This is a genomic window from Cellulophaga omnivescoria, assembly GCF_027915275.1.
In the GTDB taxonomy this organism is placed as follows: domain Bacteria; phylum Bacteroidota; class Bacteroidia; order Flavobacteriales; family Flavobacteriaceae; genus Cellulophaga; species Cellulophaga omnivescoria.
On sequence record NZ_CP115819.1, the window covers coordinates 1,572,765 to 1,599,246 of the forward strand.

Here is a 26,482-nt window from a genome sequence, read left to right on the forward strand (position 1 = left end):
TTTTTATTAATTTTTTATAATACTAAATGCGTATATTTTATATACTGCTCTTTATTTTAAGCGTAGTAGCATCTGCTTACGGACAAGAGAATCTGACTTTAAGTACAGATTCTAAAAAAGGCAAATTATACTTTTATTGGGGTTGGAATACCGCCCAGTACTCTTCATCTGATATTGAATTTAAAGGGGAGGACCATAATTTTGTATTAAAGAATGTAAAATCTCATGACCATGATTTAAGGTGGAAAGTTAGTGAGCATTTAAATCCTGGCCGTTTAACCATACCTCAATTTAATTTTAGAGTGGGTTATTTTTTAAATGATCACTGGGATATTTCTATTGGTACAGACCATATGAAATATGTAGTAAATGATTTGCAAACAGTAAAAATTTCTGGCTATATAAAGGGTACAGGTACTGTTTATGATGGTGTTTATGATAATGATGATATTGTAATTGATCAAGAAAGCTTTTTAGAGTTTGAACATACTGATGGATTAAACTATGTAAATGTTGGTCTTAGAAGAAATGATAAACTAGCTAGCTTAACTAGCTTTGCTGACCTTAATTTGCTGGTTGGTGTAAATGCGGGCGTATTAATACCTAAAACAAATTCAGATTTACTTAATAAAGGTAAAAATGATGAGTTTCATTTAGCAGGTTATGGTGTAGGCGCTACAGGAGGCTTAAACTTAACGCTATTTAAGGTCTTTTTTATTCAGACCGAATTAAAAAGTGGTTATATAAATTTGCCAAGTATTATTACCACACCTGTAGATACAGATAGAGGAAAACAAGATTTTCTGTTCTCTCAATGGAATGTAGTCTTTGGGGGATACATAAATCTGAACAAAAAACATAAAGCCAAAAACAAAAAATAGTTTTTGGCTTTACTTTTTAATTTAAATTGGCTACCGAATTATCGGTTAATGTTTGCATAAAAGCTATAATGTCTTTTTGTTCTTTTTCTGTGAGGTTTAATTCATCAAAAGGTAACGTTTGGTGATCTAGACTAAAGCCTAAACCAGCACCACCTCCTAAATTGTAAAAGTTAACAACCTCTTCTAAGGTGTTGTAAATGCCATTATGCATGTATGGCGCTGTTAAAGCAATGTTTCTAACAGTTGGTGTTTTAAACATTTTGTCGTGTAAGTCTTCTTCAAAAACCCAGTAAAAACCTCTGTCGCTATCTAATACTTTGTTTCTGCTTGTTTTTGGTACTCCAATAACTTCTTTTTCCGTTTCTTTAAAAAATGGAGGCACTGTACCATTAGTTAATGGTATAAAATGGCATGTTGCACAAAGTGCTTTGCCCATAAACAAATTGAAACCATTTTTTTCTTCAGCTGTAAAACTACTTGTTTCACCACGCATATCTTTGTCAAACTTAGAATTAAAACCAATTAAGGTAGATACATAAACAGATATAGCTCTAACGGTTTCTCTATTACTATTAGGTACAACTCCAAATGTATTTTTAAATAATGTTATGTAACTAGTGTCTTTTAATATGTTCCCAGAAAACCTGTGTACATTAGTGTTAAACTCTTTATCGTTTTTAAAAACAGCGCTTATTTGGTCGTCTATGGTATTAGCCCTACCGTCCCAAAAAAAAGCTTTTTGGTAAATGCTATTAAGTAAAGTAGGAGTGTTTCTTTCTAATAAACCTTTGCTATTATCTTTGCCTAAAGCTAGTCCGTCTGTATACCCTTTGTTTGGCAAGTGGCATGTTGCGCAAGACATTGTGCCGTCACTAGAAAGTTTTTTATCAAAAAATAACTTTTTACCTAAGGCAATTTTCTCTTGAGAAGGGTTTCTGTCATTTACATCTAAAAAGTAATTTACGTTAAAACTATCTTCATCAAAAAAAGTAGGTGCATTAAAATTATACGGATAGGCATTAGTTTTTCCATCCCAAAGTTGAGATGTTTGTCTTATTTCTACCCAGTTTTTTGTAATTGGGTTTAGGTAATCTCTTATAAAAGTATACCTATCAAATTTTATAAAATCAGAATTGTTATTAATAAATGTTACTGCCTTATTTATATTTTTAATAAAATCTTTATCTAACTTATTGTTTTTTTGCTGTATTAAGGGCTGTAATGTTAATTTGTATACTTGCTGTAAGCTTTGTAATGAAACTGTAGTTTCTTTTATGCTTTTACCTGTTACTGGAGTGTCAAAACCTGCCATAGCTAAGCTTGCAATACGCATTAGTTGTTGGTGCGTGCCAATAAAAAAGCGTTTAGGGGTTAAGTCTCTTTTTTTAATATTTTCTTTTAAGTTGTTTACAAATCCTTTTTGGTAATATAATTCTCTTAAAAAATCCTTTTGGTTGCCATCTTCTGCAAAAAGTGTTTCTTCTATTTTTTGTAAACCAACAGGGGAAACTATTCTTCCACTGTCGTCATTATAAGTGGGCAAAGCTGGCCCGTTTGCTTTGTGTGTTACAGATGGGTTTAAAGCGCCTGCAAAAGGTTCTGCCTTTTTAAATGCAATACGTAACTCAAAAAATAGAGATTTTGCCAAACTGTCATTGTACTTTACAGTGTTTAGCGTGTCTATTAAATTGCCAGCTTTTGTAATGTGTTTTAGGTAATATTCTTGTGCGGCTTTCCAGTTAACATCGTTTTCAGTAATAGTTTTTGTATAGCCTTGTTGTTTTTCTTTACACGCAGATAAAGCAAACAGAATAACAATTAATAGTTTATAAATTTTATTAGGCATTTGTAGCGGTATTTATATAGTAAAAAGTCCCTGTATCAGACGATACAGGGATCTTTTTAGTAAATATATGTTTTGTTTTATCTAGGTAAACCTTTAATTATTACAATTTGAGAACCTTCTAGGTAAGGAGAGTCTCCTAGCCAAGGGTGTTGTAAAGATTGTGTACCACCATCTACACCAGCAAAATCATTACTTTTCCAGTAGTGTGGTTGTAATGCCAACATAAAAGTATCTGGCTCTCCAATTTTATCAGATATATCTATTAATGAACCAAATTCTCCGCTTAAACCAGTGGTTTTGTTTATAGCCAAATCATTTCTAACAACTAATTCTAATACTTTTCTAGAGTTGTTGCCCTCTAAATCCGATTGATAAATATAAGCAGCATGACCTCTATTAAAAGAGTTAGGGTCTTCTTGTGTGTAAATGTAGTTTTCTGTTACGCAAATGTTGTCTGGGCTTTGTAACATTGCTAAATTACCATCCATATTATTTGTGTCTGTGTTACCGCTTATTACTTGTGTTAGTTTACCTTCTAATGGGTTTGTAGCATCTAGTTCTAATTTATAAACAGTTCCCCAGTCGTTATAAGTACCTCTACCTGGTCCACGACCCGTTACTGCAAAGTAAACGTTTCTTGCATTATCGTCTCCTCCTTTTTGGTAATCTACATCTTCTACTCTCATAAATTGAGATGCAAAAACGTCATTACAAGCTGTTTCCATTTCTTCTACAGTTAAACTAGAACCGTTTACAATTTCTACAAACTCTATGTCATATGTTTCTTGAAAATCTAAGTTGCCTTCGTTGTATTGTGTGTCTGCAGCTGCTGCCATTACTGCACCAGCGCCATCAGATACTTGCTTTAAGCGTAAAACATAAATTTTTCCACCAGTTAAATCAGCGTCACCAGCAGTAGAATGATACATAATAACTTGTCCTTCCGAACCAGATGAATCATCATCCCCACCAATAATTACTGTTTGCCCTGCATAAGTGCCTTGTGGTAAAGGAGTAGCATTTTCCCAAGCAAATTCACCCAATGCATCTAAACCAAAATCTGCAGTTGGCGTAGGAGTTTCTACCAAGGGATCTATTCCTTTTACATCAAAATTAAAAGCTTCAGAAGCAGATAAAAATAAATCTTTATCACCACCATGAATTTCTTTTTCCCACATAGTACCAGAACACTGGCGGGCATAATCTGCCACACTAGAGTTTAGTAAGTAAGTTGCATCAGTTATATTAAATTCTTTGTCTAATGACAATCTTGCTACAGCAAAATGATCTTCAAAATTTACTACATATTCGTAGCCATCTCCATTTTTAATTAATCCGGCACCATCTGCACCGCCACCAATTCTAAAGTCGCTACCGCCAAAGTTTAATACATCGCTAGAGCTTACTAAAGAATAAGCTTCTACAAAGTTAAATTGACCATCTACGGCAACTAAAGGTTTCATATTAGATTTATTTTCAAAAATAGTTGCAGGCGGTGTATAATCTTCACCGTCCTCACCATCTTGACCGTTAATGCCGTCAATACCATCTTTTCCGTTAGTGCCATCTAATCCATCTTCTGGATTACAGCTCATAATGCTTGCTCCTATTAAAGAGAATACAAAAGTTTTAACTAATAATTTTTTATACATTTTTTTAGTGTTGTTGGTTATTATTTCTCGCAGAGCAAAAGTATTATTCAACAGCACCAATATTGTTAACTCACTATGGTGTTTGTATTAAGTAAATTTTGTGTTAATGTTACTATTTTAAGTTAAGGTTACTAATTGTAATTATTCTTAATAACAGATGTTAATAAACAAACCAAATAGTTTGTTATTATATTATGTTTTTTTTGATGAGTATCATCTACACACCATTAAATATTATTAAAGGACGATAAAATGCTTACTCGGTTAGATATTGACTGGGTAAATGGTAAGGTGCAAACTAATTGGTTTGTAAATTGAAGTTTAAATTTTTAATGTTTTGTATTTTAATTTGAAAAATTAACTCTTATTTGGCCAATTCTCCAATATGAAAAAGTGCTTCTCCTTGGTTAACTACTGCTTGATGGTTAATGCAAAAAACACAACCATTAAATGGAGCTTTAATTTCTTTATTTCGTTTAGAAAACGCATCTGTAACAATACCAATAACAGCCCCTTTTTTGATATCACTACCATTCTTAATTTTAGGCAAAAACATACCAGCGGTAGGAGCTCTTAACCATTTTCTGTTGGTTAAGTGTACTGTTTCTTCTTTTTCAGCTAATAGTGCCTCAGTTTTATTAATCATTTTAAAATGATGTAAAATGTTTAAAATTCCCTGTACTCCTTGTTCTATTGAATATTCATCAAAACGCATGCTTTCCCCAGCTTCGTACACAATGGTTGGTATGCCCTTGGTAAAAGCAGTTTTTCTAAAAGATTTAGGTATTAGGTCCGATGAAAAAGTAAAGGGAGCATTAAAAATAGTAGCAAGCTCTTCACTGTCTTTGTCTGTTGCTGTATAACGAGTTTGAGGATAATTAGATCTACTTCCGCCACCAGTATGTAAATCCACTCCAAAATCTATTTGAGGAAAAATTTCTTTTGTAAAGTGATATGCTATTCTACTTGCTAATGATCCAGATTTAGAACCAGGAAAGCTTCTATTAACGTCTTTTCCATCTGGTAATTCTCTAGAAAAATGTATAAATCCAAATATATTTAAAATGGGTACTGCTATAATGCATCCTTTTGTAACGTTAAAATACTTTTTGTCTAGCATTCTACGTACAATTTCAATGCCGTTTATTTCATCGCCATGTAAACCCGCTTGCACCAATAATGTTGGCCCAGGGTTTTTTGAGTTAAACACGTATATAGGTATATCTATAATAGTACCAGTAGGTAATCTATCAATTTTTATACTTACCAGTTTTTCTTGTCCTGGTTTTACACTTTCAGTACCAATGGTTATGGTTTTATTTTCGTCTTTTAAAAGCATTTTTTTCTACGTATTCAATAATTTTTTTGGCAACATTAACGCCTGTTGCACTTTCTATGCCTTCTAACCCTGGAGATGCATTAACCTCAATAAGTAAAGGGCCGTTTTTAGATCGTATTAAATCTACGCCTGCAACACCAAGGTCTAGTTGTTTTACTGCTCTAAGCGCTATTTTACATTCATATGCTGTTGGTTCTATTGCCTGTACAGAGGCACCTCTGTGTACATTAGATCTAAATTCCCCAGCTTCACTGGTTCTTTTCATACTAGCAACAATTTTGTTGCCAACAATAAAAATTCTTATGTCTTCTCCGTTAGATTCTTTAATAAATTTTTGTATCAAGATACTTGTATCCATTTTGTAAAAAGTATCTATTATAGATTTTGCAGATTTTTCTGTTTCTGCTAGTATTACACCTAAACCTTGTGTGCCTTCTTGCAACTTAATAATTACTGGTGTTCCACCAAGCAGTGCTATTTGAGACTCTATGTTATTTGGGTTTATAGAAAATAAAGTTTCTGGAACAGGTACGCCACATCTTGACATTATTTGTAATGTTTTTACCTTGTTTCTTGCTTTTAAAATACTTAAAGATTTTACAGTGGTAAAAACACCATTTAGTTCAAACTCCCTAACTACAGCTGCACCGTGCCTGGTTACTTTATTCCCTATTCTAGGAATAATAGCATCAAACTCATTGGTAATGTCTTCTTCGTTTAAATAAATTTTAGGAGTAGTTGCTCCTAACTTTACGGAGCATTTGGTGTGGTCTACGAGCTCTATATAATGCCCGCGCTTTTCTGCTTCTTGTGCAATTCTTCGTGTAGAGTACACGCCCATACTAACAGAAAGTAAGCCAATGTCCATTTTTTACTCTTAAATTTTCTATGAATATCGGTCAAAAATAGTAATTAACAGAATTGTTAATCAAAGTTTCTTTAAAATAATTCTAAATACGTTACATATTTTAAGCAAAGTTTGTTGATAACTTAATTGAGTCGTAAATTTGTAAAACAAAACTAACAACAAATGAGCGGATTTTTTAAATCTTCAATTGGTAGAAAGTATGCGATGGCGCTTTCTGCTTTATTTTTAATGTTTTTTCTACTTCAGCATTTTGCTATTAATGTTTTATCGGTGTTTAGTCCAAACGCGTTTAATGAGGCTTCTCATTTTATGGGTACTTTTTGGGCGGTACAGTATTTATTACAACCGATATTAATTTTTGGAGTAATGTACCATTTTATTATGGGCTTTATTTTAGAATTTAAAAATAGACAAGCAAGGGTTGTAAAGTATGCAAAAAACAATGGAGCGGCTAATTCTAGCTGGATGAGTAGAAACATGATTTATAGCGGTTTAGCTATCCTTGGTTTCTTAGTATTACATTTTATTGATTTCTGGTTACCAGAAATAAACACCAAATACATCCAAGGCGATATGTCTGGATTGTTAGCGGATGGTGAAGGTTTTCGTTATTACGAAGAGCTTACACACAAGTTTGTTAACCCAATAAGAGTTGGCGCTTATGTTTTGGCATTTGTGTTTTTATCTTTACACCTTATGCACGGATTTAGTTCTGCGTTTCAATCTTCTGGAGTTAGCTCTATGAGAAAACAAAAGCTTCAGGCTTTTGGTAAGGCTTATGCTATAATAATTCCTTTAGGATTTATTTTTATAGCCCTTTTTCATCATTTTAATCATTAATAATATAGTATCATATGTCTGTATTAGATTCTAAAGTACCTAAAGGCCCGCTTAAAACAAAGTGGACCGATTATAAAAACCACATAGATTTAGTTAACCCTGCTAACAAACGTAATATAGATGTTATAGTTGTTGGTACTGGTTTGGCTGGTGGTTCTGCTGCTGCTACGTTAGCGGAGTTGGGCTACAATGTTAAAACATTTTGCTACCAAGATTCTCCGCGTAGAGCGCACTCTATTGCTGCACAAGGTGGTATAAATGCAGCAAAAAATTATCAAGGAGATGGAGATTCTACCTACCGTTTATTTTACGATACAATTAAAGGTGGTGATTACCGTTCTCGCGAAGCAAACGTTTATCGTTTGGCTGAGGTATCAGCAAATATAATAGACCAGTGTGTTGCTCAAGGTGTTCCTTTTGCACGTGATTACGGTGGTTTGTTAGATAACCGTTCTTTTGGAGGCGTATTGGTTTCAAGAACTTTTTACGCTAAAGGACAAACAGGACAACAGTTATTATTGGGAGCATATTCTGCAATGAACAGACAAATTGCGCGTGGTAAAATTACTCCGTTCAATCGTCATGAAATGCTAGACGTTGTAAAAGTAGACGGTAAAGCTCGTGGTATTATTGCTCGTAACTTGGTTACTGGTGAAATAGAACGTCATTCTGCTCATGCAGTAGTAATTGCCTCTGGTGGTTATGGTAATGTTTATTTCTTATCTACCAATGCAATGGGTTCTAATGCAACAGCAGCCTGGAAAATACATAAAAAGGGGGCGTTTTTTGCAAACCCTTGCTACACGCAAATTCACCCAACTTGTATTCCTCGTTCAGGAGACTATCAGTCTAAATTAACTTTGATGTCTGAGTCTTTACGTAACGATGGACGTATTTGGGTGCCTAAAAATATTGAAGATGTTAAAGCAATTCGTGAGGGTAAGAAAAAGCCAACCGATTTGTCTGAAGATGAAAGAGATTATTACTTAGAAAGAAGATATCCTGCATTTGGTAACCTGGTACCACGTGATGTTGCATCTAGAGCGGCTAAAGAACGTTGTGATGCTGGTTACGGTGTAAATGCAACGGGTGAAGCTGTTTATCTAGATTTTGCATCAGCTATTGAGCGTTATGGTAAAGAGCAAGCAAAAATTCACAATATTCAAAATCCATCTAAACAAAAAATTTACGATTTAGGTAAGGCTATAGTTGAGGCTAAATACGGTAACTTGTTCCAGATGTATGAGAAAATTGTAGATCAAGATCCATACAAAACGCCAATGATGATATATCCTGCAGTTCACTACACAATGGGTGGTGTATGGGTAGATTACAATTTAATGACTACTGTAGACGGTTTATACTGTATTGGTGAGGCTAACTTCTCTGATCACGGTGCAAACAGACTTGGAGCTTCTGCTTTAATGCAAGGTTTAGCAGATGGTTATTTTGTGTTGCCTTACACAATTGGTGATTATTTATCTCACGAGATTAGAACAGGTAAAATACCTACTAACACACCAGAGTTTGATGCTGCTGAAAAAGAGGTTAAAGATAAAATTGATTTCTTTGTAAATAACAATGGTAAGCATTCTGTAGATTATTACCACAAGAAATTAGGTAACATAATGTGGGAGAAATGCGGTATGTCTCGTAACGCAGAAGGCTTAAAAGAAGCTATGGCAGAGATTAAGGCATTACGCGAAGATTTTTATAAAAACGTAAGTGTTCCTGGTAATGCAAATGAATTAAATGCCGAGTTAGAAAAAGCTGGACGTGTTGCAGACTTCTTAGAGCTAGGTGAGTTATTTGCTAAAGATGCACTTGTTAGAGAAGAATCATGTGGAGGACACTTTAGAGAAGAATCTGTAGAGTTAGATGGAGAACAAAAAGGAGAGGCAAAGCGTAATGATAAAGAGTTTGCATTTGTTTCTGCATGGGAATATAAGGGAGAACCTGGCGAGGCTGTACTTCATAAAGAGGAGCTAGAGTTTAATGAAATTGAATTAAAACAACGTTCATACAAATAAGATAGACATTATGAATTTAACACTTAAAATTTGGCGTCAAAAAGACGCTCAGTCGAAAGGTAAGATGGTCGATTATAAAGTGACTGAGATCTCAGAACATATGTCTTTCTTGGAAATGATGGATGTTTTAAACGAGCAATTAATTAATTCTGGTGAAGAGCCAGTAGCTTTTGATCACGACTGTCGTGAGGGTATTTGTGGAATGTGCTCTATGTTTATAAATGGAGAAGCGCACGGTCCAGATAGAGGAGTTACTACTTGCCAGTTGCATATGCGTATGTTTAAAGATGGTGATACAATTACTATAGAGCCTTTTAGAGCAAAAGCTTTTCCTGTTTTAAAAGATTTAGTTGTAGATAGAGGTGCTTTTGACCGTATACAGCATGCAGGTGGTTATATATCTGTAAACACTTCTGGTAATACGCAAGATGCTAATGCTATTCCTATTTCTAAACACGCTGCAGATGAAGCTATGGATGCTGCAACTTGTATTGGTTGCGGTGCTTGTGTGGCAAGTTGCAAAAACTCTTCGGCTATGTTATTTGTTGGCGCTAAAGTATCTCAATATGCATTATTACCACAAGGACAAGTAGAGGCTGTAGACCGTGTTAAAAATATGGTTGCTCAGATGGATTTAGAAGGTTTTGGTAACTGTACCAATACTGGAGCTTGTGAAGTAGAATGTCCTAAAGGAATTTCTTTAGAAAACATTGCGCGTATGAACCGTGAGTTTTTAGCTGCAAATATTAAAGGTTAAGCAATACGCTACCGCTATAAAATTAAAAATCCCAAGTTGTTACAACTTGGGATTTTTTTATTCCTCTTAGTTCTATTTTGCGTAATTTGGAATATAAGTGTTTCCTGTTACAATAGCTTCTAAGTCTTTTTCTATGCTTGTTATTGGGGATTCTACAATTCGGTTTACTTCTTTACCATTTTTATACAAAATAAAAGTAGGCACACGTGTAATATTTAACCCTTTTTCTTCTCCTCCGGGGCTTTTTTTATAGTTGTTCTTGGCGTTGTCTACCGCAACAATACTAAAATTTTCCATTGGAAAATTTGCGGCTTCTAGTACTTTGTAAAAAGGAGGTGTTTCTCTTTTGCTATCTTCGCACCAAGTGCCTATAAACGCAACAATTTTGTAATGTTTAAGTTGTTTTTCTATACGTTTAATGGTCTCTGCATCTACCTTATAATTATTGTAATTTGGTGTAAACCAATTTGCAAAGGTGTTTTTTGTTAAGTCAGATTTGCTAATTTTTCCTAATAGTCGCTCTTTGTTGTTGTGGTCTTTTGGTACTTGTGCAGATACAACCATTGTAAAAAATAACAATACTAAAATTTGTGTGGTGTGTTTAATGTTTTTCATTCTAATAATATTTAGTACGTAATTTACGTGCCTTTATCGAGCAAATCAAGCGTTTTAAGCCTATTTTAATATAATTTAATGTAAACTTATCTGTTAATTATATATTTTGTATTAAAGGGCTTTAGTTTTGTTTGCTGTTAGAATAAAAAAGGAGCTACATTTATTAAAATGTAGCTCCTTTTAATGTCTTCAGTTTAAACTCATTTATGAGAACATAAATAGTTTTTTCGTTAAGCTAATAACTCCAGAAAAGAAACTTTTCTTGTAAATTACTTTCTCTGATGTTGGGTAAATTTGGGTATTCATAATCTAGGTTGTTAAAAGTTTTAATTTGGGGTTAAACTTATTATACTTTGTAAATATATATTTGATAGTTATAATTTTAAAACAATTGTTGTATAACTAAACTTTTGTGTTGTATAACTACATTTTTTGCCTAAATATCCATCTCAGGAACTTCGCCATTTATAATTAATGTGCCTTTAGTTGCTTGTTTTATTTGGTCTACTGTTACGCCAGGAGCTCTTTCTAAAAGTAAGAATCCATCTTTTGTGACCTCTAAAACTGCTAAGTTTGTTACTATTTTTTTTACGCATCCCACACCAGTTAAGGGTAAGGTGCATTTATCTAGTAATTTAGATTCTCCTGCTCTGTTTGTATGCATCATTGCAACAATAATATTTTCTGCAGATGCAACTAGGTCCATTGCTCCTCCCATACCTTTTACCATCTTTCCAGGTATTTTCCAGTTTGCTATATCGCCATTTTCTGCAACTTCCATAGCACCTAAAATTGTAAGGTCTACATGTTGGCCTCTTATCATACCAAAACTTGTTGCAGAGTCAAAAAATGAAGCGCCTGGTAGAGTTGTTATAGTTTGCTTGCCAGCATTAATGATATCTGCATCTTCTTCGCCTTCAAAAGGAAAGGGCCCCATACCTAAAACGCCATTTTCACTCTGAAACTCAACACTTATATTGTTATTTACAAAATTGGCAACTAAAGTAGGTATGCCAATACCCAGATTTACATAAAATCCGTCTTGTACTTCCTTTGCTATTCGTTTAGCTATTCCGTTTTTATCTAGCATAATAGTTACTATAAAATTGAATATTTTTATTTTGATAAGCTACCTGCGTCTTATCATATATTTGTTAAAGGCGTTTGTAGCACTACTTTCTACAGTCATAAATATTATGGGAATACCTACTGCAACTGTTCCGATAGCGCCAAAAATAGACCATAAGATTATTGCAGTGACAAGGCCAATTACGGCGCCTATTAATATTAGTTTTTTGTCTTGTACTGCGGTAATTTTATTTATATGTACTTTTTCTTTAGAATTACAATTTGAGCAATTAGCATCAAAACTATCACCAATTTTCATATGTAAATCTCCTCTGGTTGCAATTACTGGTGTGTAGTAATTTGTTGCTTTGCAAGAAGGGCATCTATATGCTAATTTCATATGCTATGTTACTATTTGGTTCTTACAGTGCGTTGCTCTATTCTTTTTTGATAATCTTTTCCTTGAAAAATACGTTGTACAAATATTCCTGGAACGTGAATTTCGTTTGGGTCTAAGCTTCCGGCTGGTAGTAATTCTTCAACCTCTGCAACAGTTATTGTAGCTGCGCCACACATTACTGCATTAAAGTTACGTGCTGTTCCTTTAAATATAAGATTACCAGCTTCATCACCCTTCCAGGCTTTTACAAAAGCAAAATCTGCTTTAGCAGCTTCTTCTAAAACATACATTTTACCATTAAACTCCCTTGTTTCTTTACCTTCTGCTACCTCTGTGCCGTAACCTGCTGGTGTATAGAATGCTGGAAAACCAGATTGAGCTGCTCTACATTTTTCTGCTAAGGTACCTTGTGGTGTTAACTCTACTTCTAGTTCGCCACTCAACATTTGTCTCTCAAACTCATCATTTTCCCCTACGTATGAAGACACCATTTTTTTTACTTGTCTTTTTTGTAGTAGTAAACCAAGTCCAAAATCGTCTACACCTGCATTATTAGAGATACAGGTAATGCCTTTAACATTTAGGTTTACTAGTTCTTGTATTGCATTTTCTGGTATGCCGCATAATCCAAAACCACCAACCATAAAAGTCATATTGTCTTTTACACCTTTTAATGCTTCTTTAACGTTTGTTACTGTTTTTCTAATCATTTTAAATAAGAATTAGTTAAAAATCAAGATCGTCTATATCGTCGTCCACACGTTGGTCTTGTTGCATTTCTTTTCTAACCTTAGCACAATCTACATTAATAGATAAGTCTTTTGGTTTAGTAAATGCTTTGTCTGATATACCCAAATCTTTATTTGCGTAGTTTGCTTTCATGTACATACCCCAAATTGGTAAAGCCATAGCTGCACCTTGTCCATAGGTTATACTTTTAAAATGTGTTGCTCTATCTTCGCCGCCAACCCAAACACCAGTAACTAGGTTTGGCACCATACCCATAAACCAACCATCACTTTGGTTTTGTGTAGTTCCTGTTTTACCAGCAATAGGATTGCTAAGTTCATAAGGGTAGCCAGTCATAACTTCTTTGTAGTCTCTTCTGTTCGCTTGATATTTATGTCTTAGCCTTGTTCCTGAGCCACCTTGGGTAACACCTTCCATTAAATTTACAACGGCATAAGCAACATCTTTGCTCATAACGTCTCTTGTTTCTGGAGTGTACTCGTATAAAACAGTACCGTTTTTATCTTCAATTCTTGTAACCATTACAGGTTTTACATATACGCCTTGGTTTGCAAATGCGCCATATGCGCCAACCATTTCATACACACTCATATCTGCCGTACCTAAAGCAATAGAAGGTACTTCTGGTAATTCTTTAGAAATGCCTAATTTTTTTGCCATTTGTACTACAGGAGCAGGGCCAACTTCATCTATTAATTTTGCAGTAACAGAGTTTACGGAATTTGCTAATGCGTGTTTAAGCGTCATCATTTTTCCTGAATACTTGCCATCTGAGTTTTTAGGACACCAAGCGTCTGTATTGCCGTGTTTGCCAGCTGCAATACAATGTTGAGTGTCCATAATAGAATCACATGGAGATAAACGCAATTGGTCTATAGCGGCAGCATACACAAACGGTTTAAATGTAGAACCAGCTTGTCTAGACCCGCTATACACATTGTCATACTGAAAATACTTATAGTTTATACCGCCAACCCAAGCTTTAACATGTCCTGTTTGTGGTTCCATAGACATCATAGCTGTTCTTAAAAAAGATTTGTGATATCTAATAGAGTCCAAAGGAGACATTACGGTGTCTTTGTTTTTTGTTTTGGTTGTCCAGCTAAAAACCTTCATTGGAATTGGCTTTTTAAATGCAGCTCTTATTTCTTTTTCAGATTTTCCGTTTCTCTGCATAGATCTCCAGCGGTCTGAAGTTTTCATACCTCTTTCCAATATTCTATTTACCTCGTCTTTGTTTAGGTCTAAAAATGGAGCAGTTTTATTACGTTCTGGTGTGTTTTGAACAAAAAACTCAGCCTGTAGCTTTGTCATGTGCTTTTCTACAGCTACTTCTGCGTTTTTCTGCATTCTAGAGTCAATAGTGGTGTAAATTTTTAAACCGTCTAAAAATAAGTTCCATTTGTCGCGTTCTCCTTTTAATGCAGGCTTAGGGTTTTTCTTTGCCCAATCGCTCATAAACCCTTGTAAGTACATTCTAAAATATGTTGCAAGACCTTCTTTATGGTTTTCTGGAGAAAAGTTAAGACTTAGCGGTGTTTTTTGTAATGAGTCTTTTTCCTTTTGAGTAATGTAGCCGTATTTAGCCATTTGTGCTAACACTACATTTCTACGATTTAAAGTTCCTTTTGGGTTTCTTTTAGGAGTAGGGTTGTACAAAGATGAGTTTTTAAACATACCTACAAGCATAGCAGATTCTTTAACGTCTAAATCTTTTGGCTCTTTACCAAAATAAATACGAGAGGCAGAACGTATACCGTCTGCATTGTTACCAAAATCATAGATGTTAAAATACATAGCTATAATTTCTTCTTTAGTATATTGGCGCTCTAAACGTGTTGCAATAACCCATTCTTTAATTTTTTGAGTGTAACGTTGCCATCCTCTTGCTGCTTGGCCAGTAAACAATTGCTTTGCTAACTGCTGAGAAATTGTACTAGCGCCTCCTTTTTTTCCTAAATAGAAAAATGCTCTTAAAGTACCACGAGCATCTATGCCAGAATGCTCAAAATAACGTGCATCTTCGGTGGCAACTAAAGCATCTACTAAATGTTTTGGTAATTGTTCGTATGCAACATCTGTTCTGTTGTCTTCATAATAGTACTTGCCTAATAACTCACCATCTGAGGAGATAATTTGACTAGCTAAATTTGTTTGAGGATTCTCTAAGCGTTCAAAATCTGGTAACTCGCCAAAAGCATTCATAGATGCTAACAAAAATATAAGCACTACAGATATAATACCTACAACAAATAATATCCAAAACCATTTAATAAACTTAAAAAACGGTTTACTTTCTTTTTTCTTTACAGCCTTTGCCATTGCTATTCTTTAATTTTTTCTATTTGATACCCAACATCAGTGATGCCTTCTAAATTTACTATGCCGTTTACATTACCATTTTTACGCATAGCTTGTGATATTTGTAATGTATATACGCCGTTTTCTGGGAAAACGATGTTTTCTTTAAGCCAGAGCTTATTTTCCTTTACGCTTCCATCGCCTTTGCCTAGCCACTCACCATTTGGTTTAGCCATTTGGTATTCTAGGGTGTCTTTTATAACGGTTCCGTTTGGGAAACTTAACTCTGATATTAAAAATAAGTTGCTGTAAGGAAATGTATTATCATTTCTTAGGTTGATAAATACATTATACCTGCTAATGGTATCTGGTGCATTAAATGAAAAATTTATTGTTTCATCTTTATTCCAAACGCCATTTTTAGTTGCCTTGTATTTGGTTTCTACAATATTAGAGTTGCAGGCACCTAAGAGTGCAAGTAAAAAAATGATAAAACTATTTCTTAGCATTTTTTGAAGGTCTTTTTTTGTTAGGGTTGCTGTTGCTATTTTGGTTGTTATTTTTTTTGTTAGTAACAGGTCTTTTTTTAGCCGGACTTTTAGCGTTGTTGCTCTTGCTGTTTGGGTTAGGCTTTGGTTTATGTCTTTTGCTATTTGGATTGTTGTTGTTGTTGTTGTTGTTGTTGTTGTTGTTGTTGCGTTTTTTATTATTGTTGCGTCTCTTTTTGTTAGACTTTTTTGGTTTGTCAAAACGAGTTAAACTGTCTTGGCCAACAACATTTTCAAACACCATTGCTTTTTCTTCAACAATGTTTTCTAAGGCATAATCTTCTAAGCTAACAATTTTTTCTTTTTGCTTGTTAAGTGCAACAAGTTCATTTACTTGATCTTTGGTAAGCATATGCCAGTTTGCTGCATCGTCTTTGTAAGAGAACCATAACATCTCTTTAAAAATGTCTGTTTTTTGACAGTATGCAACACCTTTTTCAGTAAATATTTTAGTGTCTTGACTAGGAAAATCCTTTAAGGCATCTAAATACACATCTAACTCATAGTTTAAGCAACATTTTAGTTTGCCACATTGGCCAGCTAACTTTTGAGGATTAAGAGACAATTGTTGGTAGCGTGCTGCAGCGGTACTAACAGATCTAAAGTCTGTTAACCAAGTAGAACAGCATAACTCTCTGCCGCAAGACCCAATACCTCCTAAGCGTTGTGCTTCTTGTCTGTAGCCAATTTGGCGCATTTCTATACGTATAGAAAATGCTTTGGCCATATCTTTTATTAACTGTCTAAAATCTACCCTGTCTTCTGCTGTGTAATAAAATGTAGCTTTAGAGCCATCTCCTTGAAACTCAACATCAGATATTTTCATTTGCAAGTTAAGAGCAATTGCAATTTCCCGGGCTCGTTTTTTAATGGCTTCTTCTCTATCCCTGCAATTTTGCCACGTATCTACATCTTTTTGACTAGCTTTTCGGTATAGTTTTAAAATGTCATCACTGTCTATAGCAATTTTCTTCTTTTTCATTTGTACTCTTACAAGTTCCCCTGTAAGTGTTACCATACCAACGTCATAACCAGATTTTGCTTCGGTTACTACTAAGTCTCCAATTGCTAGAGATAATTTATCTGTGTTTCTAAAAAATTCTTTTCTACTATTTTTAAAGCGTACCTCTACACAATTAAAAGGCTCTGCCCCGTTTGGCAACGACATGTTAGAGAGCCAATCAAAAACCGTTAATTTATTACAGCCATCTGTTCCGCAAGTACCATTGTTCTTACATCCTTTTGGTTGGCCGTCTTTACCAGTTGAACAACTGCTACAACCCATATTATATATATTGATTTGACTAAAAAAGTAAAGCTACTTCTTGTCAAAAAAGGTTCATATTAATTTACTTAACCGTAAAGATACTATTTTTAAGTTGAAATAAATAAGACAGTAGTTTATTGTAAAATGTTAATTATTTAAACTGAGTAAAATAGTTTTATGTTGGTAGTTATTTTGGCACAAAAAAGCTGCTAAAAACAAGTGTTTTAGCAGCTTTTTATTTTTGGCTTTATGTTTTTTAAAATCTATTTTTTGTACCTTAATACTTCAGATCTTCCTTTTTTGAAAATTTTATTACTTACTGTTTTGCCACGTCTAAGCTCTTTTTGTGTTTCATATGGTAATGCGTGTATGTCTTTACATTCTGTAGAGCAGCAATTGTTCATTTCTGTAGCGCATTTTTCGCATTGTATAAACAGCAAATGGCAGGCCTCATTAGCACAGTTTACGTGCGTGTCACAAGGATCTCCGCATTGGTGGCAGTTTGCAATAACATCATCCGTAATGCGCTCACCGCGTCTATGATCAAAAACAAAGTTTTTACCAATAAACTTATTTTCTAGGTTTTTGTTGGTTACTTGTCTTGTGTATTCAATAATACCGCCTTCTAGTTGGTAAACGTTTTTAAAGCCTTTATGTTTGTAATAGGCACTTGCTTTTTCACAACGTATGCCGCCTGTACAATACATTACTAGTTTTTTATCTTCTTTGTGGTCTTTTAAATCGTTTTCTATAATATCTAAAGAGTCTCTAAAAGTATCTACATCTGGAGTAATAGCGTTTTTAAAGTGACCAATTTCACTTTCGTAATGGTTACGCATATCTACCAAAACTGTATTTGGATCTTCAATAAGTTCGTTAAATTTTTCGGCATTAACGTGTACTCCTTTGTTTGTTACATCAAAAGCATTGTCGTTTAAACCATCTGCAACTATTTTATTGCGCACTTTTACCTTCAATTTTAAAAAAGACATATTGTCTTGTTCAATAGCAATATTTAAGCGTACATTTTCTAAAAATGTAATACTATCTAAATGTGCTTTAAAGGCATTAAAGTTTTCTGCAGGAACAGATAATTGAGCGTTTATGCCCTCTGTTGCTACATAAATACGACCAAGAACTTCTAATTGGTCCCAAGTTATAAATAGGTGATCTCTAAATAAAGAGGTGTTGCCAATGTGCGCATATTTATAGAAAGAAATGGTTAGGCGTTCCTTACCAGCCTCTTCAATTAGGGCTGCTCTTTCTTTGGCGCTTAATGTATTGTACAGTTGCATGCTATACTAATTTAATTAAGTTAAAGAATAGCGGCAAAGCTATAAAATATTGAGGTTTTGGACAACAAAAAAGGGTTATAACACAAAGTTAAACCCTTTTTAGATGCTTTTTCCAACTTAACCAACAAAGCGGAAAAATAAACCTGCCTTAAAAATGTATAATTTTAGGGCGCCTTCGTTTTAAGATTGAAGGTGAACACACCTTGTAGATGCAGCTTTGGTAAAAAGGTTGCGTAGGCATTGTATTATGACAAAAGAAATGGTAATTTAGCGGTACAAACACTATTAGAAATGAGCAACGAAAAAGAAGCAAAATTAAAAGCGTTAAAATTAACTTTAGACAAGCTAGATAAGACTTACGGTAAGGGTTCTGTAATGAAAATGGGAGATAAAGTTGTAGAAGATGTAGCTGTTATATCTTCTGGATCTTTAGGGTTAGACATTGCCTTAGGCGTAGGAGGTTATCCTCGTGGTAGAGTTATAGAAATATATGGACCAGAATCTTCTGGTAAAACAACATTAACGTTGCATGCTATTGCAGAGGCTCAAAAAGCTGGTGGTATTGCTGCTTTTATAGATGCAGAGCACGCTTTTGATCGTTTTTATGCAGAAAAACTAGGAGTAGATATAGATAATTTAATTATTTCTCAGCCAGATCATGGTGAGCAGGCTTTAGAAATTGCAGATAATTTAATTAGGTCTGGTGCTATTGATATTGTTATTGTAGATTCTGTTGCTGCTTTAACACCTAAAAGTGAAATTGAAGGTGAAATGGGTGACTCTAAAATGGGCTTACATGCAAGACTAATGTCACAAGCATTGCGTAAACTAACAAGTTCTATTAGTAAAACAAATTGTACGGTAATTTTTATTAACCAGTTAAGAGAAAAAATTGGTGTTATGTTTGGTAACCCTGAGACTACTACTGGTGGTAATGCTTTAAAGTTTTATGCTTCTGTGCGTTTAGATATAAGAAGATCTACACAAATTAAAAATACAGATGGTGACGTGCAAGGTAACAAAACACGTGTAAAAGTTGTTAAAAACAAAGTTGCACCACCGTTTAGAACTACCGAATTTGATATCATGTATGGAGAAGGTGTTTCTAAAGTTGGAGAAATTTTAGACCTGGGTGTGCAATATGAAATTATAAAAAAGAGTGGTTCTTGGTTTAGTTATGGTGATACAAAACTTGGTCAGGGTAGGGATGCTGTTAAAAATATTTTAGCAGATAACCCAGAATTGCTTGAAGAGTTAGAGGTTAAAATTAAAGAAGCAATTAAGGCAGTTACAGCTTAATTTTTTATCTTAAAATATATCTTTTAAACCTTTATAAAGGTTTAAGTATACAAAATCCCGATTTTTTCGGGATTTTGTCGTTTTTAACGCAACCCTACCAAATAATAATCATCTAGATAACAACAATATAATTAATTACATTATGAAAAAAAGTTTAAGTATTTTAATGCTTTTGGTAATAAGCTTTTCTTTTAACGCTTGTTCTTTAGATGATGATGATAATACTAATTTTAAATATGTAAATTTAAAGGTGCTTAGCGCAGAGGTGCCAGAGTCTTTTGATTTTGGAGAGAGGTATACCATTTATGTTACCTATGCTAAGCCTAATGCTTGTACTTATTTTGAGGGTTTTGACATTCATAAACATCAACTTACAGAAAGAGAAGTGTATCCTATTGGTACAGAATTAATAGGTAATGATAATTGCCAAGCAAGTACAGAAGAGGTAGAAGTAAATTTTGATTTTGAAGTAATTTACAAAGAAGATTATTTGTTTAAATTTTGGACAGGACAAAATGAAGACGGAGAAGACCAGTATATAGAGTTTACAGTACCAGTAAACCAATAAACTATTTTATAACCAACCATTTTATTTTTTTTGGATTTAAATGAAACTATACATAACTGTGTAAAAGGCAATAGAGCTGCACAAGAGCAACTTTACCGCCATTACGCACCTATGCTTTATGGTGTTTGTTTAAAATATTCAAAAAATAAAGAAGAGGCAGAAGACAATTTACATGATAGTTTTATGGTCATTTTTAATAAAATTGGTCAGTTTAAGTTTAATGGTTCTTTTGATGGATGGATAAAACGAATTACCGTTAATACTGTTTTACAGAAATACAGGAAGGAAACCTACGTAGCTATAAAAGAAGAAGAAAAAATAGAGGAGCCTGTAGTGGTTGAGGTAGAGGAAGACACACCTTCTTTGTCAATGCTATTAAGTTACATACAAGAGTTGCCGTACAAATACAGAACCACGTTTAATTTATATGTGCTAGATGGTTATACACATAAAGAAATAGGAGATTTGTTGGGTACAACGGCAGGCACATCTAAATCTAACTTAGCAAGAGCGCGACAAATTTTAAAGGATAAAATAGAAAAAACAAAGCTAAAAATAGTAGTTGCAATAGTGCTATTTTGTTGGTTGCAATTTTAATAGCAATTGGTATATAAATATTAAAATGAGTAAAGAAAATTTAGATAAGCTATTCCAGGATAAGTTTAAAGACTTTGGAGAAATGCCAGATGATAAAGTTTGGCAGCGGCTAAATGCGTCTTTAGACGATAAGAAAAAAGATAGGTTTGTAATTCCTATCTGGTGGAAACTTGGCGGAATAGCTGCTGTTTTTGCTTTGTTGTTTTTTGCGGTAAAGCCTTTTTTTATGGCTGATGATGCAATAGTGCCTGCAATTACAGATACAGAAAAGGTATTGCCTAATACAAATGCAGAAATTGTAGATAAGAATGCAAAAATAAATGGAGAGGACACTACTAGTAAGAACAATATTAATTTACCTATTAATGAAGGTTCTGTTGTAACTACTACAAATAAAGAACACGTTAATAATGCATCTGTAACCAATAAGAACAAAGCTAATACTTTTACAGCTACACAAAAACATAAAGTAACAAGAGAAAAAGCTACAACTTTATTAACTGTTAAAAACAGAGAGAATAGTGTTATTGCAGCTGCTTTAGTTAAAAATGCGGCAAAGCACAACAAAGAAGTAGGTAAGGTAGATAGTGTTGAAACAAAATCAACACCAAACCTAAAAGAAGAAAAAGAACAATTTTTTTCTAAAGAAATAGAAGAAGCAGTTGTAAGTGCAGATACTATTGGTAAAAAATCTATTTATGATGCCATAAATGAGACTGAAGAAAAAGCTGTTGCGTCTGTAAAAAAAGACAAGTGGTCTGTAGGTGCTAATGTGGCGCCAGTATATTTTAATTCTTTAAAAGATGGTTCTCCTGTAGACCCTAGTTTTGTATCAAACTCAAAGTCTGGTAATGTAAATATGAGTTACGGTGTTACTGTAGCTTATACTGTAAATAAGAAATTAAGTATACGCTCTGGTGTACATAAGGTAGACTATGGCTACAATACCAATAATGTTTTTTTTAAGTCTGCTTTTGATCCTAAAAGTAATAGTATGGTTAATACAATAGATTACAGTTCAAATGCAGAAAGTATAGTTATACAAACAGATTCAGATGCACTTTTAGTACCGAGCAGTCCAAAATCAGAGGAATTTAGTTATGCAAATAAAAGTACTAGTAGAGAGGGTAAAATGGTACAGCAATTTGGGTATTTAGAGGTTCCTTTAGAGCTTAATTATGCGCTTACAGAGGGTAAATTTGGTGTAAACCTGATAGGCGGTGTAAGTTCTTTGTTTTTAGTAGATAATTCTATTTCCTTAGAATCTGATGATTTAGTAACTAAAATAGGAGAGTCTAATAATATTAATAGTCTTAATTTTAGTACTAATGTTGGTTTTGGACTTAATTACATGTTTACGCCTAAAATGCAGTTAAGCGTAGAGCCAATGTTTAAATACCAATTAAATACATTTTCTAATAGCTCTGGAGATTTTCAGCCTTTTTCTATGGGCGTTTATAGTGGTCTTAGTTTTAAGTTTTAAAAAGATATACCAGTTGGTTTTTTGCTTTGTAGCTCTTTAAGTATAACGTTTCGTACGTCTTCTCTTAATGTTGCTTTATGCTCTTCATCTAACTCCTTGGTTTCAAAAAAGGAATGAATTTTTACGCGCAATAAACCTGGGCTTCCGCTAAAAAAAGTAAATGAAAAACGTTTTTTGCAGTCTAAAAATGTCATAGGCACAATAGGTATTTTATGGGCAATAGCCATTTTAAAAGCTCCGTCTTTAAATTCATCTAAAATAACATCTTCTTCTGGCACACCGCCTTCAGGAAAAATACAAATACTTAGTCCTTGTTTTAATCTTCTTTGTGCACGCATATATACAGCAGTTCTACTTTTGGTATTGCTGCGGTCTACCATAATGCACACACGTTTGTAATAGAAGCCAAAAAGCGGAATTTTAACCAGCTCTTTTTTACCTACAAAAACAAAAGGGTTTCTGCTAGCACGCAGCATTAGCATAATGTCTAACATACTGGTGTGGTTTGCAACTAACATGTAGCTTTTCCCTTTTTCTATTTTTTGTTCTCTTTTTATTTGCTGTGGGCAACCCATACCCAGTAATATTGGTCTTGCCCAACAATTACGTGCCATCCAAAAAAAGTAAGGATACCATTTTTCTTTTATACAAAAGATAAATAATAACGGAAAAAATAAGAGTATAGGCAGTGCTACAAGTATATAAAACCAAATTCTGTATAGTAAATGACCTGTGTTTTTTAAAAGAGTGAACATAGCTTCAAAAATAGCAATTAATTAAAACTATGGTTAAAAAAGTTTACTTTTTAAATTGTAGTAAATTCAAAAAAAGCAAAAACCAAAATGTTGGTCTATTCTTCTATTTGCACTACCTTTGATTTTTACAATTATTTTAAATAAAATGGCAAGAGTTTTAACAGGAGTACAGAGCACAGGAGTGCCACATTTGGGGAATATTTTAGGGGCAATTATGCCAGCTATAGAAATGGCAAACGACCCTAAAAACGAATCTTTTCTTTTTATTGCAGATATGCATTCACTAACGCAAATAAAAAACGGAGAAGAATTACGTAACAACACCTATGCTGTAGCTGCTACCTGGCTTGCTTTTGGATTAGATATTGAAAAAACTGTTTTTTACAGACAAAGTGATGTTCCGCAAACCACAGAATTATCATGGTATTTAAGCTGTTTTTTTCCGTACCAAAGATTAACCTTAGCACATTCTTTTAAAGATAAAGCAGATAGGTTAGACGATGTTAATGCTGGGTTGTTTACCTACCCTATGCTTATGGCGGCAGATATATTGTTGTATGACGCTGAGATTGTGCCTGTGGGTAAAGATCAAATGCAACATTTAGAAATTACTAGGGATGTAGCCTCTAGGTTTCATGCGCAACTAGGAGAAACATTTGTTTTACCACAAGGAAAAGTACAAGAGGAGTCTAAATTTATTCCTGGTACAGATGGCGATAAAATGAGTAAGAGTAAGGGAAACTTAATTAATTTGTTTCAGACAGATAAAAAGTTGCGAAAACAAATTATGGGCATACAGACAGATAGTACACCAATGGAAGACCCTAAAGAGCCAGAAGGTGATAATGTTTTTGAACTGTATAAAATATTAGCAACACCACAACAGGTTGAAGAAATGCGTGCTAAGTATAAAGGAGGTAATTATGGTTACGGACACGCCAAGCAAGAGTTGTTTGAACTTATTGTAGACAAGTTTGCAGATGCACGTGAAAAGTACAATTACTATATGAATAATTTGGATGAGGTAGATGCTGCTTTAGCAAAAGGAGCAGCAAAAGCATCTGCAGTTGCAAATGAGGTATTAAATAGAGTAAGAGCAAAAGTTGGTTACTAACTTCTGCTCTTAAGCTACTGATGGTTATATTATTTAATAGAAATTAATTCTACATCAAAAATTAAAGCGGCGTAAGGAGGTATTTGGCCTCCTGCTCCTCTCTCACCATACGCTAGTTCTTGAGGAATATAAATTCGATATTTAGAGCCTACAGGCATTAATTGTAGAGCTTCTGTCCATCCTTTTATAACTTGTGATACGCCAAAAACTATAGATTCTTCACGTTGTATAGAACTATCAAAAATAGTTCCGTCTATAAGTTTACCCTCATAATGTACTTCTACTTCATCATCAGCAGTTGGTTTTGCTCCATTTCCTGCAGTTAATATCTCGTATTGTAATCCGCTTTCGGTAGTTTTTACACCTTCTCTTTTAGCGTTTTCTGCTAAAAATAGCTCACCCTCTTTACGCTGTTTTTTAGCTTCCAGTTCTTTTAGCTCAGAAATGTTTTTACGAATTAAATCACTAGCATCTACTTTAGCTATTTTTTCGTTGCCATTTAAAGTTTCTTCTAAAGCAACTGCAAAAACATCATAATTAATAGACTTTATGCCTACCATTTTAAGGTTACTTCCTATTTCAACACCAAATGCGTAACTAAATTTGTGTATACTGTCGTTTAGGTTTACTTCTTTGGCTTTTTTAAGCTCATTTAACTCATTTTTTAGGATAGAAGCTTCAGATTTTAAAGCGGCTACTTCCTTTATTAAGTCTTTCTTTTTTTGAGCATAACTAACGGTACATATACAAAGAGCTAATGCTGCTACTACTAATTTTTTCATTTTTGTTTTCTAAATTTTCACTCAAAAATAACCAAAATCTGTAGTATTTCTTCAAGTCTAATTTTCTATTTAATAATTTATTAAAACAAACTACTTGGTATGTTGTGTAAAATTTTACAACAGCAACCATTATATTTTTTAGGATTATTAGATATATTTATTAGACCAACAACTTTATTAATGTACAGTAAGCTATTGTTTATTTGGGCAGCAAACTAACTAGTTTGTTTGTTTTAGATGGGTTAGTGCAGTATTAATGCTTTTTTTATAGTGATTTTATATAGCTTCAAACAATTTTCCGGGCAAGGGTCTAATAGCTCCTTTCATTTCCATATTAAGTAATGTAGACGAGGTTTTAAATACAGGAATATTACAAGCTATAGCAATAGTGTCTAGTAATTGTTTGCCTTCAGTTTGTAAAAAAGAGTGTATTTGTTGTTCTATCTCGGTGAGCTCTACAAACAATTGTTGTTGTGTAATTTTTGGCTCTTGTTTGGGTTGCCAATCTAACAAATAAACAACATCTGCAGCAGAGGTTATCATTTGTGCTTTTTGTTGCTTAATTAAGTTGTTGCATCCTAAGCTATATTTATCTTGCGCTCTGCCAGGAACTGCAAAAACCTCTCTGTTATAACCGTGTGCCATATCTGCTGTTACCAAACTGCCACCTTTTTCTGCAGATTCTATTACCACTGTAGCCTCACTTAGTCCAGCAATAATTCTGTTCCGCTTTAAGAAATTTTCGCGTTCTGGTGTGCTGGTACTCCAGAATTCTGTTAAAAATCCACCATTTTTTTCTATGTCTGCTGTGTATTTGCTATGTACTTTTGGATAAATTTGGTTTAAGCCATGGGCCAAGCAGCCAATGGTTTGCAAACCGTGTTTAATAGCTTCTTTTTGTATGCAAATGTCTACTCCGTATGCAAAACCACTTACAATAACAGGATTTAAAGGCGCTATATCTGCTATAAATTTTTCACAAAATGCTGTGCCATAGCTTGTAATTTTACGGGTACCAACTACACTAATTATTTTTCGGTTATTTAGGTTGATATTACCTCTTTTAAACAGTAAAATAGGGGCATCTATAGCGTGTTTTAGATAATCTGGATACTCTTCATCTTTAAAATAGAGGGTTTCAATATTGTTTTTCTCAATATATTGAAGTTCTTCTTCTGCAGCATCTAAATGAGCTGTATCAAAAATATTTTTCAGTTTTAGTGTTCCAATGCCATCAATTTTTAAAAGATCTGCTTTTGAACTGCTAAAAATTTGCGAAGCGCTACCACAATGTGCAATTAATTTTTTAGCGGTTACGCTTCCAATATTAGGAATGCTCTGTAGTCTTAAAGTTGCAATTAATTCTGTTGTAGTCATTTAGAGGTGTTCTGTAATTGGCTACAAAATACAACAATTAAAATGTTAAT

Annotated in this window: 24 protein-coding genes; 9 read left to right on the forward strand and 15 right to left on the reverse strand. The window is 33.8% G+C overall.

Annotated elements, in window-relative coordinates; translation table 11 throughout:
• Positions 1-26 precede the first annotated feature (26 nt).
• Positions 27-881, forward strand: coding sequence for a hypothetical protein (locus tag PBN93_RS06920; protein ID WP_077403357.1), 855 nt, complete (start codon positions 27-29; stop codon positions 879-881).
• A gap of 16 nt (positions 882-897) precedes the next feature.
• Here the strand turns inward: PBN93_RS06920 and PBN93_RS06925 are convergent, their stop codons facing one another.
• From PBN93_RS06925 to PBN93_RS06940, 4 genes are all read right to left on the reverse strand, one after another.
• Positions 898-2,727, reverse strand: a complete 1,830-nt coding sequence (locus PBN93_RS06925; RefSeq protein ID WP_271081749.1) for a cytochrome-c peroxidase — start codon at positions 2,725-2,727, stop codon at positions 898-900.
• Positions 2,728-2,804: 77 nt separating this feature from the next.
• Positions 2,805-4,379 carry a hypothetical protein gene (locus PBN93_RS06930; RefSeq protein WP_077403495.1) on the reverse strand — a complete coding sequence of 525 codons (1,575 nt, stop codon included), beginning with the start codon at positions 4,377-4,379 and terminating at the stop codon, positions 2,805-2,807.
• Positions 4,380-4,743: 364 nt separating this feature from the next.
• Positions 4,744-5,718 carry a succinylglutamate desuccinylase/aspartoacylase family protein gene (locus PBN93_RS06935; RefSeq protein WP_077403364.1) on the reverse strand — a complete coding sequence of 325 codons (975 nt, stop codon included), beginning with the start codon at positions 5,716-5,718 and terminating at the stop codon, positions 4,744-4,746.
• Entirely contained in the window at positions 5,696-6,586 is an 891-nt protein-coding gene (locus PBN93_RS06940) for an ATP-grasp domain-containing protein (RefSeq protein ID WP_271081750.1), read from the reverse strand. Before PBN93_RS06940 ends, PBN93_RS06935 begins: the two co-directional genes overlap by 23 nt.
• Before the next feature lie 162 nt (positions 6,587-6,748).
• Between PBN93_RS06940 and PBN93_RS06945 the strand changes: the two genes are divergently transcribed.
• From PBN93_RS06945 to PBN93_RS06955, 3 genes are read left to right on the forward strand one after another with little or no spacing between them, the layout of a single operon-like run.
• The gene (locus PBN93_RS06945; RefSeq protein WP_077403370.1) at positions 6,749-7,426 is read left to right on the forward strand and encodes a succinate dehydrogenase cytochrome b subunit; all 678 of its coding nucleotides are present in this window, start codon (positions 6,749-6,751) and stop codon (positions 7,424-7,426) included.
• Positions 7,427-7,440: 14 nt separating this feature from the next.
• Complete coding sequence (locus PBN93_RS06950; protein ID WP_271081751.1) at positions 7,441-9,456, forward strand: fumarate reductase/succinate dehydrogenase flavoprotein subunit; 2,016 nt, start codon at positions 7,441-7,443, stop codon at positions 9,454-9,456.
• Between the two features lie 10 nt (positions 9,457-9,466).
• On the forward strand, positions 9,467-10,213 hold the full coding sequence (locus PBN93_RS06955) for a succinate dehydrogenase/fumarate reductase iron-sulfur subunit (RefSeq protein ID WP_077403375.1): 747 nt from the start codon (positions 9,467-9,469) through the stop codon (positions 10,211-10,213).
• Between the two features lie 72 nt (positions 10,214-10,285).
• On the opposite strand, the gene PBN93_RS06960 is transcribed toward PBN93_RS06955, so the two are convergent.
• The 8 genes from PBN93_RS06960 to trhO all read right to left on the reverse strand — a co-directional run bounded on the left by PBN93_RS06960 (position 10,286) and on the right by trhO (position 18,457).
• Entirely contained in the window at positions 10,286-10,828 is a 543-nt protein-coding gene (locus PBN93_RS06960; protein ID WP_271081752.1) for a thioredoxin family protein, read from the reverse strand.
• Positions 10,829-11,264: 436 nt separating this feature from the next.
• On the reverse strand, positions 11,265-11,918 hold the full coding sequence (locus PBN93_RS06965; protein WP_077403381.1) for a 3-oxoacid CoA-transferase subunit B: 654 nt from the start codon (positions 11,916-11,918) through the stop codon (positions 11,265-11,267).
• 39 nt (positions 11,919-11,957) lie between these two features.
• On the reverse strand, positions 11,958-12,296 hold the full coding sequence (locus PBN93_RS06970) for a hypothetical protein (RefSeq protein WP_271081753.1): 339 nt from the start codon (positions 12,294-12,296) through the stop codon (positions 11,958-11,960).
• 11 nt (positions 12,297-12,307) lie between these two features.
• A complete protein-coding gene (locus PBN93_RS06975) occupies positions 12,308-13,006 on the reverse strand; it encodes a CoA transferase subunit A (RefSeq protein ID WP_077403387.1) in 699 nt (232 codons plus the stop codon).
• Between the two features lie 16 nt (positions 13,007-13,022).
• A complete protein-coding gene (locus PBN93_RS06980) occupies positions 13,023-15,368 on the reverse strand; it encodes a penicillin-binding protein 1A (RefSeq protein WP_271081754.1) in 2,346 nt (781 codons plus the stop codon).
• 2 nt (positions 15,369-15,370) lie between these two features.
• Positions 15,371-15,856: a gliding motility lipoprotein GldH gene (locus PBN93_RS06985; RefSeq protein WP_271081755.1), complete on the reverse strand. Its 486-nt coding sequence runs from the start codon at positions 15,854-15,856 to the stop codon at positions 15,371-15,373.
• Complete coding sequence (locus PBN93_RS06990) at positions 15,843-17,180, reverse strand: PSP1 domain-containing protein (protein ID WP_271081756.1); 1,338 nt, start codon at positions 17,178-17,180, stop codon at positions 15,843-15,845. Before PBN93_RS06990 ends, PBN93_RS06985 begins: the two co-directional genes overlap by 14 nt.
• Positions 17,181-17,425: 245 nt before the next feature.
• Positions 17,426-18,457, reverse strand: a complete 1,032-nt coding sequence (gene trhO / locus PBN93_RS06995; protein ID WP_077403399.1) for an oxygen-dependent tRNA uridine(34) hydroxylase TrhO — start codon at positions 18,455-18,457, stop codon at positions 17,426-17,428.
• A gap of 291 nt (positions 18,458-18,748) precedes the next feature.
• Between trhO and recA the strand changes: the two genes are divergently transcribed.
• The 4 genes from recA to PBN93_RS07015 all read left to right on the forward strand — a co-directional run bounded on the left by recA (position 18,749) and on the right by PBN93_RS07015 (position 22,404).
• Positions 18,749-19,756, forward strand: coding sequence for a recombinase RecA (gene recA / locus PBN93_RS07000; protein WP_077403498.1), 1,008 nt, complete (start codon positions 18,749-18,751; stop codon positions 19,754-19,756).
• Positions 19,757-19,898: 142 nt separating this feature from the next.
• A complete protein-coding gene (locus PBN93_RS07005; protein ID WP_271081757.1) occupies positions 19,899-20,324 on the forward strand; it encodes a hypothetical protein in 426 nt (141 codons plus the stop codon).
• A gap of 30 nt (positions 20,325-20,354) precedes the next feature.
• Entirely contained in the window at positions 20,355-20,921 is a 567-nt protein-coding gene (locus PBN93_RS07010) for an RNA polymerase sigma factor (RefSeq protein ID WP_077403405.1), read from the forward strand.
• 25 nt (positions 20,922-20,946) lie between these two features.
• Positions 20,947-22,404 carry an outer membrane beta-barrel protein gene (locus tag PBN93_RS07015; RefSeq protein WP_271081758.1) on the forward strand — a complete coding sequence of 486 codons (1,458 nt, stop codon included), beginning with the start codon at positions 20,947-20,949 and terminating at the stop codon, positions 22,402-22,404.
• Here the strand turns inward: PBN93_RS07015 and PBN93_RS07020 are convergent.
• Positions 22,401-23,159 (reverse strand): lysophospholipid acyltransferase family protein, encoded by a 759-nt coding sequence (locus PBN93_RS07020; protein ID WP_271081759.1) that lies wholly within the window; start codon positions 23,157-23,159, stop codon positions 22,401-22,403. The genes PBN93_RS07015 and PBN93_RS07020 overlap by 4 nt on opposite strands.
• Before the next feature lie 145 nt (positions 23,160-23,304).
• On the opposite strand from PBN93_RS07020, the gene trpS reads away from it, so the two are divergent.
• Positions 23,305-24,273: a tryptophan--tRNA ligase gene (gene trpS / locus PBN93_RS07025; RefSeq protein ID WP_271081760.1), complete on the forward strand. Its 969-nt coding sequence runs from the start codon at positions 23,305-23,307 to the stop codon at positions 24,271-24,273.
• A gap of 29 nt (positions 24,274-24,302) precedes the next feature.
• Here the strand turns inward: trpS and PBN93_RS07030 are convergent, their stop codons facing one another.
• Both PBN93_RS07030 and dprA read right to left on the reverse strand, forming a co-directional pair.
• Positions 24,303-25,055, reverse strand: coding sequence for an FKBP-type peptidyl-prolyl cis-trans isomerase (locus tag PBN93_RS07030; RefSeq protein WP_271081761.1), 753 nt, complete (start codon positions 25,053-25,055; stop codon positions 24,303-24,305).
• 276 nt (positions 25,056-25,331) lie between these two features.
• Positions 25,332-26,432 (reverse strand): DNA-processing protein DprA, encoded by a 1,101-nt coding sequence (dprA, locus tag PBN93_RS07035; protein WP_271081762.1) that lies wholly within the window; start codon positions 26,430-26,432, stop codon positions 25,332-25,334.
• Between the last annotated feature and the right edge of the window lie 50 nt (positions 26,433-26,482).

Bases quoted from the DNA above. Each gene is read 5' to 3' on its own strand.
- PBN93_RS06920 (WP_077403357.1), top strand. From the start codon at position 27: ATGCGTATATTTTATATACTGCTCTTTATTTTAAGCGTAGTAGCATCT.
- PBN93_RS06925 (WP_271081749.1), bottom strand. From the start codon at position 2,727: ATGCCTAATAAAATTTATAAACTATTAATTGTTATTCTGTTTGCTTTA.
- PBN93_RS06930 (WP_077403495.1), bottom strand. From the start codon at position 4,379: ATGTATAAAAAATTATTAGTTAAAACTTTTGTATTCTCTTTAATAGGA.
- PBN93_RS06935 (WP_077403364.1), bottom strand. From the start codon at position 5,718: ATGCTTTTAAAAGACGAAAATAAAACCATAACCATTGGTACTGAAAGT.
- PBN93_RS06940 (WP_271081750.1), bottom strand. From the start codon at position 6,586: ATGGACATTGGCTTACTTTCTGTTAGTATGGGCGTGTACTCTACACGA.
- PBN93_RS06945 (WP_077403370.1), top strand. From the start codon at position 6,749: ATGAGCGGATTTTTTAAATCTTCAATTGGTAGAAAGTATGCGATGGCG.
- PBN93_RS06950 (WP_271081751.1), top strand. From the start codon at position 7,441: ATGTCTGTATTAGATTCTAAAGTACCTAAAGGCCCGCTTAAAACAAAG.
- PBN93_RS06955 (WP_077403375.1), top strand. From the start codon at position 9,467: ATGAATTTAACACTTAAAATTTGGCGTCAAAAAGACGCTCAGTCGAAA.
- PBN93_RS06960 (WP_271081752.1), bottom strand. From the start codon at position 10,828: ATGAAAAACATTAAACACACCACACAAATTTTAGTATTGTTATTTTTT.
- PBN93_RS06965 (WP_077403381.1), bottom strand. From the start codon at position 11,918: ATGCTAGATAAAAACGGAATAGCTAAACGAATAGCAAAGGAAGTACAA.
- PBN93_RS06970 (WP_271081753.1), bottom strand. From the start codon at position 12,296: ATGAAATTAGCATATAGATGCCCTTCTTGCAAAGCAACAAATTACTAC.
- PBN93_RS06975 (WP_077403387.1), bottom strand. From the start codon at position 13,006: ATGATTAGAAAAACAGTAACAAACGTTAAAGAAGCATTAAAAGGTGTA.
- PBN93_RS06980 (WP_271081754.1), bottom strand. From the start codon at position 15,368: ATGGCAAAGGCTGTAAAGAAAAAAGAAAGTAAACCGTTTTTTAAGTTT.
- PBN93_RS06985 (WP_271081755.1), bottom strand. From the start codon at position 15,856: ATGCTAAGAAATAGTTTTATCATTTTTTTACTTGCACTCTTAGGTGCC.
- PBN93_RS06990 (WP_271081756.1), bottom strand. From the start codon at position 17,180: ATGGGTTGTAGCAGTTGTTCAACTGGTAAAGACGGCCAACCAAAAGGA.
- trhO (WP_077403399.1), bottom strand. From the start codon at position 18,457: ATGCAACTGTACAATACATTAAGCGCCAAAGAAAGAGCAGCCCTAATT.
- recA (WP_077403498.1), top strand. From the start codon at position 18,749: ATGAGCAACGAAAAAGAAGCAAAATTAAAAGCGTTAAAATTAACTTTA.
- PBN93_RS07005 (WP_271081757.1), top strand. From the start codon at position 19,899: ATGAAAAAAAGTTTAAGTATTTTAATGCTTTTGGTAATAAGCTTTTCT.
- PBN93_RS07015 (WP_271081758.1), top strand. From the start codon at position 20,947: ATGAGTAAAGAAAATTTAGATAAGCTATTCCAGGATAAGTTTAAAGAC.
- PBN93_RS07020 (WP_271081759.1), bottom strand. From the start codon at position 23,159: ATGTTCACTCTTTTAAAAAACACAGGTCATTTACTATACAGAATTTGG.
- trpS (WP_271081760.1), top strand. From the start codon at position 23,305: ATGGCAAGAGTTTTAACAGGAGTACAGAGCACAGGAGTGCCACATTTG.
- PBN93_RS07030 (WP_271081761.1), bottom strand. From the start codon at position 25,055: ATGAAAAAATTAGTAGTAGCAGCATTAGCTCTTTGTATATGTACCGTT.
- dprA (WP_271081762.1), bottom strand. From the start codon at position 26,432: ATGACTACAACAGAATTAATTGCAACTTTAAGACTACAGAGCATTCCT.